Source organism: Sneathiella sp. P13V-1, from assembly GCF_015143595.1.
Classification (GTDB): domain Bacteria; phylum Pseudomonadota; class Alphaproteobacteria; order Sneathiellales; family Sneathiellaceae; genus Sneathiella.
The window spans coordinates 1,225,552-1,237,954 of sequence record NZ_WYEU01000001.1 but is presented as its reverse complement, the minus strand read 5'-3'; the positions used below and the strand labels follow the sequence as shown (position 1 = coordinate 1,237,954).

9 protein-coding genes are annotated in these 12,403 nt (G+C 47.1%); 5 read left to right on the top strand and 4 right to left on the bottom strand.

The annotated features are described in order from the left end of the window. Position 1 precedes the first annotated feature (1 nt). The gene (locus GUA87_RS05945; RefSeq protein ID WP_193715577.1) at positions 2-1,831 is read right to left on the bottom strand and encodes an ABC transporter ATP-binding protein; all 1,830 of its coding nucleotides are present in this window, start codon (positions 1,829-1,831) and stop codon (positions 2-4) included. A gap of 98 nt (positions 1,832-1,929) precedes the next feature. Between GUA87_RS05945 and GUA87_RS05940 the strand changes: the two genes are divergently transcribed. Further along, positions 1,930-2,811 carry a metallophosphoesterase family protein gene (locus GUA87_RS05940; RefSeq protein WP_193715576.1) on the top strand — a complete coding sequence of 294 codons (882 nt, stop codon included), beginning with the start codon at positions 1,930-1,932 and terminating at the stop codon, positions 2,809-2,811. Between the two features lie 16 nt (positions 2,812-2,827). On the opposite strand, the gene GUA87_RS05935 is transcribed toward GUA87_RS05940, so the two are convergent. Together GUA87_RS05935 and GUA87_RS05930 are read right to left on the bottom strand one after the other, a co-directional pair. Next, positions 2,828-4,009 carry an MFS transporter gene (locus GUA87_RS05935; RefSeq protein WP_193715575.1) on the bottom strand — a complete coding sequence of 394 codons (1,182 nt, stop codon included), beginning with the start codon at positions 4,007-4,009 and terminating at the stop codon, positions 2,828-2,830. A 63-nt stretch (positions 4,010-4,072) separates the two neighbouring features. After that, a complete protein-coding gene (locus tag GUA87_RS05930) occupies positions 4,073-4,954 on the bottom strand; it encodes a diacylglycerol/lipid kinase family protein (protein WP_193715574.1) in 882 nt (293 codons plus the stop codon). Between the two features lie 156 nt (positions 4,955-5,110). Between GUA87_RS05930 and GUA87_RS05925 the strand changes: the two genes are divergently transcribed. From GUA87_RS05925 to GUA87_RS05910, 4 genes are all read left to right on the top strand, one after another. Beyond that, positions 5,111-5,965, top strand: coding sequence for a UDP-2,3-diacylglucosamine diphosphatase (locus GUA87_RS05925; protein WP_193715573.1), 855 nt, complete (start codon positions 5,111-5,113; stop codon positions 5,963-5,965). Then, positions 5,902-6,933 (top strand): glycosyltransferase family 4 protein, encoded by a 1,032-nt coding sequence (locus GUA87_RS05920; protein WP_193715572.1) that lies wholly within the window; start codon positions 5,902-5,904, stop codon positions 6,931-6,933. Before GUA87_RS05925 ends, GUA87_RS05920 begins: the two co-directional genes overlap by 64 nt. Positions 6,934-7,085: 152 nt before the next feature. Then, complete coding sequence (locus GUA87_RS05915) at positions 7,086-9,812, top strand: PAS domain S-box protein (RefSeq protein WP_193715571.1); 2,727 nt, start codon at positions 7,086-7,088, stop codon at positions 9,810-9,812. Between the two features lie 36 nt (positions 9,813-9,848). Further along, positions 9,849-10,319: a CYTH domain-containing protein gene (locus GUA87_RS05910; protein WP_193715570.1), complete on the top strand. Its 471-nt coding sequence runs from the start codon at positions 9,849-9,851 to the stop codon at positions 10,317-10,319. Here the strand turns inward: GUA87_RS05910 and GUA87_RS05905 are convergent. After that, positions 10,304-12,349 (bottom strand): ATP-binding protein, encoded by a 2,046-nt coding sequence (locus tag GUA87_RS05905; RefSeq protein ID WP_193715569.1) that lies wholly within the window; start codon positions 12,347-12,349, stop codon positions 10,304-10,306. The two genes, GUA87_RS05910 and GUA87_RS05905, sit on opposite strands and share 16 nt — an antisense overlap. Positions 12,350-12,403: the final 54 nt, after the last annotated feature.

Sequence of the window (12,403 nt, the reverse complement as noted above, 5' to 3'; positions counted from 1 at the left end):
GTCACTTGCTCTTCGTAATTTCGGTCAAACTGGTAACGTTGTTTTCCAGTTTGAACTGATTGTTGTAGAGATCCGCATACACCCCGTTTTTGGAGAGCAAGTCACTATGCTTACCCGCCTCCACAACTTCACCGGCATCAATAACATAAATAACATCTGCATCCAGAATTGTGGACAGGCGGTGGGCGATCACCATGGAGGTCCGCCCCTTCATCAAATGGGACAGCGCCAGCTGAACTTTTCTTTCAGCCTCTGTATCAAGAGCGGATGTCGCCTCATCAAGCAATAGGATGGGCGCATCTTTTAAGATGGCGCGAGCAATGGCAATACGTTGACGCTGTCCGCCAGACAACCGCACTCCATCATTCCCCACTCTTGTGTCGTATCCTTCTGGCAAAGAGCATATAAAATCATGGATCGCAGCAGATCTTGCCGCTTCCATCATATCTTCTTCGCTAGCCTTTTCCCGTCCATACATAATATTGGCGCGAATACTGTCGTCAAAAAGGAATATATCCTGGCTCACCAATGAGAACTGATCGCGCAAAGACTGGATCGTCACGTCCTGAATGTTCTGATTATCAACCCTAATTTCTCCATCGGTCACATCATAGAAACGAGGGAGCAGGTTCAGAATGGTTGACTTACCGCCGCCGGATGGCCCTACCAGTGCGACTCTCTGGCCGGGCTCCACTGTCAGGCTAATACTTTTTAGAACCTTTTCATCCCGGTCATCATAGGAAAAGGACACATGATCAAATTCTAAACGCCCTTCGTGCAGCTCCAACGGAGCGGCCCCAGGCTTTTCGACAATGTTGTGGGTGACATCAAGGATAGAGAAAATTCGGTCGGCAGCGGCCATCGAATTCTGCATTTGCGGTGCAATTTTCGCCACACTTTTAATCGGCTGATACGCCAACATGACGGCAGTGATAAACGCAAAGAATGTACCCGGTGTTGTGTCACCTGTTGCCACACTGTTGGCACCATAAAGAATGACACCGGCGATCATCGCGCCAGAAAGCGTTTCAACAACCGGGGTACTTGTCACCTGGATACGCATAGCTTTGTGTTGGAGTTTAAACCGCCGGTATATCTCTGCATCGCCTGCAACGCGCGTGTCATTTTCCTTGTTGTAGGATTTGATCACACGTATTCCATTAAAGGTTTCTTCCAGAAACGTACTGAAATTTGCAGTTTGATCCAGCACGTGAGTTGACGCTTTGCGTGCTCTTTTCCCCAATTGACGAATGGCTATCGCTCCTGGCGGCAATGCAATTAATACAAGAAGTGCCATTTGCCAGTCATAATAAAACAGGGATCCGATTAGAAACACTGCGGTTAGTGTGTCCTTCGTCATAACAACGAGAAAGGTTGTTGCACCTGCCCGAAGCAAATTTGTGTCATACACAAAGCGGGAGATGAGCTGGCCTGTTGAATTGTCATTTAACCAGGCAAGGTCCGCAATAATAAGTTTCTTAAAAAGATCCCTTTGAATATCCGCTACCACGCGATTACCGATCCAGCTCATACAAATGGATTGACCAAATGTTGCCATACCTCGTAACGAGAAGATCACCGCAATTGCAATCACTGTATAGTAAATAACCTGCTGATCTTTTTCGAAGAACACTTCATCCACGATGGGTTTCATAAGGTAGGCGGTTGCCGTGGTGGTAAAGGCGCTCACCAACATGAACAGAATTGCGAATGTCAGTCGCCCTTTGTAATGGGAGACATAGTCGCGAATAAGTCTGCGATACAGGACTTTGGCTGTGCCGGGGGCAGTAACCTTTTTAACCTGCTTATCCTTCACTTCATCCTTCTTCACGCCCAACTCCCATAGGATCAATACCCAAATACTTGCACTAGCACGTAAATATCCCGTTACAGAGTCATTTCAAGCAGAAGAATGACCGCCGGGCATCAATGATGAAATCCCGCAACACTCATTTTCATCGTCCTGTTGACATGGAATCGAAAAACAACGACAAGCGAACTATGTTTGGCCTTTTTCCAAAAAAGAAACTCAGGGTCTCTCTTGCAAAGGGAGAACGCGTTATTGCGATTGGAGATATCCATGGTCAGAAGAGGCGCTTTAAGGAGCTCATGTCCCTTGTCGACAAGTACCGGGCTGACAATCCTATAGAAAAAGAAACCCTGCTGTTTTTAGGGGATTATGTGGATCGAGGCCCTCATTCCCCCTATATCATCGACAAACTTATTAAGCGGAAGAAAGAAGCAAAGAAAACCGGCCAAGAAGCCTTCTTTCTTCAAGGAAATCACGAAACATTGACGCTGGAGGCTCTTGAGCAATCCGGAACGCGCGAGGAAGTCTGGTGGCGTAACGGAGGAAAAGAGACCGTTGAGAGCTATTTGAGCTATGCAGGCGTAGAGATCCCTGAAGGGGCCAGTCTAAAAACTCAACTCAAAATGTTCCGGGCAAACTTCCCTAAAAAACATCTGCAGTTTTTAAAGAACCTGGATCAACTTGAGAGAATTGGCCCTCTCGTTTTTGTGCATGCGGGCATTAATTTTGATCGCAAACTGAAAGATCAGCGGGTAGAAGATATTCATTGGATCCGTGGGCCCTTCCTGAATTGGCAGGGGTCTGAGAAGAAATATCTGGTGGTCCACGGGCACAGCATAACGCCAAGAATGCGCCCTGAGATTAAACCCCATCGCATCGGGATTGATACAGGCAGTTACAAGCAAAAAGGACGGATCACCGCCGCCATTTTTGAAGGTAACAAGGTACGCTTTTTAAGCAGCGGAACTTTGAAAGAATACAAGAAAAACATGTTCTCCTGAAAACTGGTTATTTTGTTCAGCTTTCAGAAAGATCAAGCTCTCGTCGCTCATATCGCCTCACCTTCGCCAACAGCAACACCGCAAGGCCACCTCCAACAAAGGAACACCCCGCCATCAATAAGAAACTGTAGGCTGGATCCATCTCATAAAGGGCACCGGCGGCCATGGTCAGGACACCAAAGAACACCCCCATGGAAAGGCTGTCATAAAGCCCCTGTGCAGAAGCCGAAATGGCAGGTGGAACACGCTTGCTCATATAGGCGATTAAAGACATATAAAGCAGGGCAAAAGTAAAAGCGTGCAGAGCCTGACCGATTACAATCAAAGGCAGTTCTGTCGCATATGACAATAGCATCCAACGTACGACCCCACCCACGGCCGCAACAATTATCATGGGCATAGCGCCAAAACGATCAATAATCCGGCTTGAAATTGAGAACATGGCAATTTCTGCAACAACCCCTGCCATCCACAGAAGTGTGATGGTCAGATTGCTATAGCCAAGGGATTTCCAATAAATCGCACTAAAACCATAAAGCGCGGCATGCGTCGACAACAACAAAGACACCGTTACCAAAAACAACGGGAAATTCGGCAGTTTAAGCGGCTCAAACAAGGGCGTTTTATCGTTAAGTGGCTCCGTATGCACTTTCGGAGCAGCAATAGCAGCGATAATCAACAACACGGATGTCACGACCATGGCCCAGTATATAACCTGATCCCCAAATTGATCCGCAAGGGCGCCAACAGCAAGGGCGCTTGCCATAAAACTAAAAGATCCCCAGCTTCTAACCTTGCCAAAATCCACACCCAAAAGCTGGCCCAAGCGCATGGTCAGCCCATCAGACAAGGGAATACCGGTTGAAAGCATGGCGCCGCCAAGCCCCCAAAGAACCGCAAAGGCAATCCAGCCTTCAAAAAAAGGCATCATCGCCAACAACACAAACAACATCACTGCCAAAGCAATCATGACCTGACGCCTGTCACCAATGGCATCAGCTATCCAGGCTGTTATGGGAACGATTACAAGTTTCAACCAATAGGACACACCCAGCACAAAGCCCACATATTGCAGGGTCACCTCCCCTTCCAGCCAACGGGGCCAGAGCGGGATAGCGATACCATATACAGCGAAAAATGCTGTGTAATAGCCTTGCATTCGCAGGCTTGCAGCGCGGTGAGTGTAGGAAGGTTGCATTAATCCACCTGAAGAATTGAACCTCACATTACACCGGTTCTGACCAATGGGACAGAATAAGTTTCAGGGCTTCAGAATCTGAAGTGGCAATGTATCAAGCTCAATTTCTACAACTTTTTTCTCAAACCCATCGCCGTCCATTTGAAAATTAGAAGGGAAATCACTAGTTAGCCTCAGGGAACCTGTCACTGTCATTCGATCCGCCCCAAAGCTTTCAATTGATCCCAAGAGCAACCCCAGCCCGTATTTGGTTGCCGCCCAAAAACCTGCGTTGTTCATAATCAGAATTTCAAACGCGCGCTGCTCCAAATCTGCCTTTGGAAAGGCATTAAATGGCCCCCCATAGTGCTTCGCACGGGAGACTATAATACTGGCACCAGTGTGGATTTTTCCGTCATGGTCCAGTTGCACTTGGAAATTTTTAAACTGACGACGCACCCGAAGTGCTGCAAACAGATAAGCCGCGGCCCCCCATTTTTTCTTTTCCAAAGGATTAAGTGCAGCCACAGCGTGGCTATCGTAACCACACCCTATCATCAGAAGAAATCGCCGCCCGTCCGCATATCCGGGATAAATCTGAACTTGACGCCCCTTTTGGATAACTTCTGCGACCTTGCGGTAATTGTTGGCAACCCCAATTTCCTGGGCAAACACATTGGCGGTGCCAAGGGGAATAACCCCCATGGGAAGATCACTTCCTCTTAATCCTTGCGCCACTTCGGCGAGGGTTCCATCCCCGCCTGCGACAATAACAGCTTCAGGTGCGTCTGGTTGCTTACCTGCGAAATGTGCCAGTTCTTCCGCATGGCCCGGGCCGGTTGTTTTCTTGATATCCAACGAACATCCCTGACTAACAAGCAGATTTACAGCTTTGGCAAAACGGCGTTCGTTTTTTGCACCCGATGCAGGGTTATGAATGACCAGTAGATTGGATCTTCGTGTCACCTATCCGACTTCCTTTCGCCACAAAAACATCACTTAGCGGTCATTTAATTGCAGTCTATCTAATAAAGAATCCTCGTGAAAGTTCGTTACCGGAATTCAACTTTTTGATGACGGTTCCGTGAAAGTCGATATTAGAGAGCAGTAGTCGGGGAATTCATGAACGCTTTACCGGCACCACGCAAGTTCAAGAGCATCTGGATTTCCGATATCCATCTGGGCACACCCGGTTGTAAAGCCGCCTTTCTCTTGGATTTCCTCAAAAATACCGAAAGCGAAAAACTCTATCTGGTTGGCGATATTATTGATGGCTGGTCGTTGAGGCGGAACTGGTACTGGCCACAGGCGCATAATGACGTGGTCCAGAAAATTCTGCGCAAAGCCAGAAAAGGCACGCAAGTTTACTTCATACCCGGCAATCACGATGCCTTTGCCCGCGCTTATGTGGAACATGATTTCGGGGATATCAAAGTCGCCCGGGAAATGGTTCACGAAACTGAGGATGGGAAGAAGTTCCTCATTCTGCATGGGGATGAATTTGATGTTGTCGTCAAATATGCCAAGTGGCTTGCGCTCCTCGGTGACTGGGCTTACGGCCTCTGCTTGAAGCTGAACGATATTGTCAACGCAGTCCGTGAAAAACTCGGCTATCCCTATTGGTCCCTTTCCGCCTATTTAAAATTGAAAGTGAAAAACGCTGTTCAGTTTATCGCTGACTTTGAAAATGCACTTGCAGATGTCGCCCGTGACAAAGGTGTGGATGGAGTCATCTGTGGTCATATTCATCACCCGGAAATCCGAGATATTGACGGGATCCTATATTGCAATGACGGCGATTGGGTAGAGAGCTGCTCTGCTCTGGTTGAGCACCACGATGGACGACTTGAAATCCTCCACTGGGTCTCTCCGACATTTCAGAAAATTACATCTTCAAAAGAACAGGAAAAAGAATGCGTTGCATCATCGTCTCTGACGCTTGGGCGCCTCAAATCAATGGTGTCGTCCGGACGCTGACTCAACTGAAATCAGAACTGGAAAAACAGGGGCACGAGATCATAACGATTACCCCCAACCTATTTCGCACCATTCCTTGCCCGACCTATCCAGAAATCCGCCTGAGCCTTTTCATAGGCAAAAAGGTTGGCAAGATGATTGAAGCTGCCCGACCTAGTGCTATTCATATTGCTACAGAAGGTCCCTTGGGTATGGCGGCGAGGCGCTATTGCGTGAAGAATGACATACCCTTTACGACCGCCTTTCACACGCTTTTTGCGGAATATGTCAAGGCGCGCACGAGGCTCCCCTTATCTGTCGGCTATGCGTTTTTAAAATGGTTTCATAAACCTTCCAAATGCTTGATGGTCGCAACACAAACCTTGGAGGATTCGCTTAAATCCAGAGGCTTTCAAAATATAAAACGCTGGTCACGTGGCATTGATACGGATCTCTTCCACCCAAGAGAAAAACTAATGGAAGATTTGCCGCGCCCGATCTTCATGTATGTGGGACGAATGGCAATTGAGAAAAACATTGAAGCCTTCCTAGATCTCGACCTACCCGGTAGCAAAGTCGTCGTTGGTGACGGGCCTCAACGCGCGCAACTGGAAGTCAAATACCCCAAAGTCTATTTTCTGGGAATGAAGGAAGGGGAAGATCTGGCAGCACATTATGCATCCGCAGATGTTTTTGTTTTCCCAAGCCGAACAGATACATTTGGCTTGGTCCTGCTGGAGGCCTTAGCCTCAGGCGTTCCCGTTGCCGCCTACCCAGTGACAGGGCCACTGGATGTTATCGGCAACTCCGATGTAGGGGTGTTGGATGAAGATCTGGCTCGGGCTGCCCAGAAGGCCCTTACCATAGATCCTGACGCCTGCCGCGCATTTGCCCTTCAATACACGTGGGAGAAAAGTGCCAACCAGTTTTTTGGAAATCTGGCACCTTTTGGCCCCTCAAGCTGGCACTTCCCACCAATTAGCACCTAGATCACAGCAAGTTCAATAAGTTTTAATAAAATATTACCAAAACAGAATTTATAGTTTGTTTCTGGCGTTTATGTGTGGTTAATGGCCGCTGGATGGTGTGTGTGGTATCTGTTTCCTGCCTTGGCAGGCGATGTGTGTGGGACAAGTAAGTTATGACGGTGCATAGTATGGACTGGGATGCCGTAATTGGCAGCCTGGTATGGTCCAAGGGATCTTTGGCAACTAAATTTCAGAACTTTAAAGATATACTGATTCAGGAACTGAAGATTACAGCCGCTGAACTTTATGTCAGGCATGAATCTGGCACCTATTTCAGACCCGTTCATTTTCAACAGCATCTCTCGATGATCGGGCTCAGGCTTCTGGCGCGCCCGGATCAAGATCCCATTGCCTGGTATTTTACCCCCACAAAAGAAAAGCACATATTCCCTGAGGCTGATGTCAGCGAAGATTATCTTGCACTGGTCACCCAATCCCCATCGGGGCAGGAAAATGGCCTCATCCTGATCGGCCACAAAAGCGGAATGGCAAAAAGTCTACTGGATCAGATATCCGGATGCTTCGCTGAGCTGCTTCGCAAAAGCTTTGGGCGATTGATTGACAGTGAAAATACGGCCCAAAAAAATAACATCCAGCACTCTGAGACTGACAAATATTTAACCGCCTCCATGGAGGCCACAAATGACTCATTTATCATATATGATGATAAAGATCGTGTGGTTGCCTATAGCCCCCAGCAATTGGAATATTATCCATGGATGAGAGGTCACCTTAAACCTGGCGTTCACTTCAATGATTTAGCACAAATTGCTGCTTTTAGTGGCTCCATGCCCTCAGTGCAAGGCCATGAAGATAAATGGATCACAGAAAGAGAAAAGCTGCACCGCGGTGAAATCCCCCATCTTGATGTTGAATTGGAAGATGGCCGGAATATTCGCATTAAGGATTCGAAACTACCAACAGGGGGCTGGGTTGCCAGCCTGACGGATATTACGCCTTTTCGAAAAAAAGAGCAGGATCTCAAGAACAAAGAGCAAAGGTTTCGCCATCTTTTGGAAGCAAGTCCTGACGCTATCTCCATTTTGCAAGACGGTAAAATCGCCTACGTAAACCAACAAGTCCTTTCCCTTTTTGGGGCTTCCGATGAGATGGAAATGATCAAAATCCCTTATCGGGATTACGTTCACCCCGATGATATCGACTTCGTGACATCACAGATTAACGATCATGTTTTCGACGATCGCCTTCGCTTCAATTGCCGCTTGAAACGAATTGATGGGACCTATTTCTATGCGGATGTCACCTATGGTCCGGTAGAGTGGAAAGAACACAAAGCCGCCATCTTCACGATACGAGATATTTCCGAAACCCGTGAGCTGTTGGAAAAACTGGAGTTTCAAAAAGCGCAACTGGCGAGCGCCCAGACCCTGTTTGAAGCGGGGCATTGGATATTTGACCTCAAGAACCTCCATTTCACACCCTCCGATGAGCTCCGCCAAATTCTGGGGATTAATCACCAGTCTTCAGCAATTCCGCTGGATGAATTTAAAGAGATGTTCCCAGAAGGCGAATATGAGCCGATTTTGCAGGTCTACCGGGATGGCATCGAGGCAAGAACCCCCTTTGACTTCGAGCACCGGATGATCGTGGATGGTAAAGAAAAGTTCATTCAGGGAAGAGCTGAAGTTCAAGTGGATGAACATGGAAATGCAGTTTCGGTATTCGGCATGTCTCGAGACGTCACTGAACGCAAAAAACTTGAAGATCTGCTTCGGATCAACGAAAAGCGCTTTAAAGACCTCACTCTGTTTTCTTCTGATATTTATTGGGAAACAGATGCTGATGGTTATTTCACTTATATCTCTGATGACGTTGATAGTTTTGTTGGGCACAGTAAAAACTGGTATTTTGACAAAACCATTCGGTCTATTTTTTCTGAAGAAGAACAACAGAACCCCGGAATTAGCGTTTTTCTGAACGCTATTGATGAAAAGCGCGCCTATCGGGATGCAGAATTTCCAAGATTTCACAAGAAAACAGGCAAAAAACACTGGTTCACAACCAGCGGCATACCGATTTACGACCCCCAAGGGAATTTTGCAGGCTTTCGTGGCTGTAATACCGACATTACCCATAAAGTAGATCTGGAAGAGCGTGTCAAACAAGCGCAAAAGATGGAAGCTGTGGGAAATCTGTCAGGTGGTATCGCCCATGATTTTAATAACCTGTTGGGCATCATTCTTGGAAACGCAGAAATGCTGCAAGAAGATTTGGCGGACTTGAAGCAGGGTGCCCTATCCGCGAAAACCGAGAATATAATCAAAGCAGCATCAAGGGGCGCTGAGCTCACCCACCAAATGCTGGCCTATTCACAGAAACAACCATTGGCACCCAAAAAGATCAAAATCAGTGACCAGGTTGAAACCATGATGAGCATGATCCACAGAACCTTGGGAGCCGATATCGACATCATCGTTGAACATGCGCCTGACCTCAAGGAAACGGTGGTGGACCCCAATCAGGTCGAAAACAGCGTTCTCAACCTGTGTCTCAATTCTCGCGATGCCATGCCAAGCGGTGGCACATTGAAAGTGAAAACTCAGAATTGTTCAATTACTGAAGAAAACTCAGAGACGTACAAACTTCCCATAGGCCATTATGTTTGTTTAAAAGTTGAAGATAACGGTGCCGGTATCCCACTGGACATTCAGGAGCGCATTTTCGATCCCTTCTTCACAACCAAAGAAGTGGGCAAAGGAAGCGGATTGGGCCTGAGCATGATTATGGGATTTGCGAAACAATCTGGCGGCAATATTGGTATCAAATCCGCAGAAAATGAGGGAACGATCATTTCGGTTTACTTGCCCGCGGTTGATTGATAATCAAACAGCCTACCTTGTTTCCCGAGACCTGAGATGATCGAAATTGAAAAGAAATTCCTAGTGACCTCTGATCGATGGAAGGAAGGTATCCTTTCCGAGAAGAAAATCACTCAGTTTTATATTTCTGCCCCGGAAGCTATCCCAACGGTGAGGTTACGCTTGCTGGAGGATGTTGGCTATCTGACACTTAAATACCCCTCCACGTCAAAAAATGTGCTGGTCAGACCTGAGTTTGAGTATGAAGTACCCAAAGCTCATGTCATTGCTCAGCAGCAATTTGCCATCGGTAACATCATAGAGAAGACACGGTATGAGGTCCGCGACACGTTCGGGCAACACTGGGATGTTGATGAATTTACCTCTCCCAACACTGGTCTTGTTTTAGCAGAAATCGAACTTGCCGAAGAAAAAGCAGAAATCTCACTTCCTGATTGGGTGGGGGAAGACGTATCTGATAACAGTCGGTATTCAAATCAAGTGATGTCTTATCAATCCCCGGAGTGATCCATACTACCCCTCTCCCCGAGAACAATATCAATTTCCTTCAGCAAGACATCAATATTGACGGGCTTTGTAAGCACCCTGTCCATGCCTGCATCCAACATGGACGCATGGCTGGTATTGCTATCTACACCTGTCAGCCCAATGACAGGAAGACCACTTAAGCGGCTATCATTTCTAATACGTTTTACCGCGTCGATACCGTTCATGACGGGCATTCTCGCATCCATTATGACCAGATCAAACTTTTCTTTATTCAGAAGGTCCAGCGCTTCAGATCCGTCTTCGGCAACAGAAACTGAACCTACTGAGGGCTTTAACAGAGCTTCCAACAATGTCCGGTTCACCAACATATCATCGGCGATCAACACGCTGAGGGATCGAAGGTTTTTATATGTAGATTTGGCAGGGACCTCTGCCTCCTGCATCTTCTCCAAATCCAACTGGCTTACAATTTCCGCAGGAAGTTCAATGCGGAACATACTACCCTCGCCAACTTGACTGGTAACCTCTACTTCCCCATCCATTACGTCAATCAGAGTTTTCACGATTGTAAGCCCAAGGCCCGAACCTACCCGGTGTTCACTGTGTTCTGTTCGTGTGAAGCGGTCGAACAAACTGTTCAAGGCGTCACTGGATATGCCAATGCCTGTATCCTCCACACTGATGCCCAGTGTTGGATCTGTATCGCTTAGATTATGCGTTATCTTAATACGCACCACACCAAGGTCAGTAAACTTCAACGCATTGGTGACCAGATTTACTAGAACCTGTTTCAGCTTCCTTTCATCGACCAACACCAGATCTGGAACATCGTCAGAGACGTTCGTGATCAATGAAACATTGGAGTTATTATGCATCACCCCGACAATATCCAGAACACGTGAGAGTAACAGCCGTACATCTGTTGGCTGTTTAATCACCTGAAGGTTATTGCTCTCTGCCCTCTGTAAGTCCAGATAGTCGTTGATGAGACTGACAATATAATCTCCGGTTTCGCGCGCTGTTGACACCAGTTCCCTGAACTTCGGATTTATCTCATTATCAAGAAGATACTTCTGCACCGCCAAGACCCCCTGCAGAGGGGATCTGATTTCATGGGTCAGGATTTCCAGAAACTCTGATTTTTCTTTTAATGAAACCTCGATTTTCTTTCTGGCGAGACTTCTTTCCCTGAAATAGGCGGAAACCAGCACAAATAAAATCGAGGTCATGACAAAAGCAGCGAAGAAATACCCAATTATTGCAGTATCAGGGCCTTTACCCCCAGGCCACCCGCCCTTAGGTTTCATCGCTAACACCCAACTTCCGTTAAGAAGCGGCACCGAGGTAATCAGGGCTTCCTGAGTTGCCCCAAAAAGCTCTTCCTTGCCATAGAAGATAGCTCCATTGCGCCCAAGACCATCTTTACCTCTTATGGCAATTTCATATTCCGACTCGTAAAAGGAAAATTCTACATCTTTGAAAATCTGATCCATGCTGACAGGAGCTGCCAAAATGCCCCAGAGCTTTCGCTCACCGGTGACAGTTCGGGTAAATACGGGAAGGCGCAGGATAATCGCCACCCCTCCCTGTACAAGCTCTGTAGGTCCCGCAATGACAGGTCTGCTTTGACGAACTGATCTAAATACTGCGCGCCTTTGCTCTGGTGCTTGCTGGCGATAATCGAGACCGAGAACTTTTTTATTTGGCTCATATGGAAAAACATACTTAACGACCAGATCCGGTGCCGCCGCGATATTTACAATACCCGGGCTTGTCTCGCGAACAGAGGCTGCAAATTTGGAGAACTGTTCTTGAGTGATATTTGGGTCAATTTCAACCAAAGCCCGAAGGCCATATAGAATATGAATATCACGGGCAATCCGGAGATTAATTTTAGATTTAAGTGAATCAGCCCTGCGTTGCGCATCATTCATCGCTTCCTGACGATTTTCTTCGACAAGATGACGTTCATACTCCTTCTCTAGAACGAAGAAAAATACAGCCAGCACGCAAACAGCGGCAACGGATAACAACCTAAAACTATTCATGAACTCCCCGGTTTAGCAGTTATACGAAAACACTAAACCGAAGAGCGTAAATAA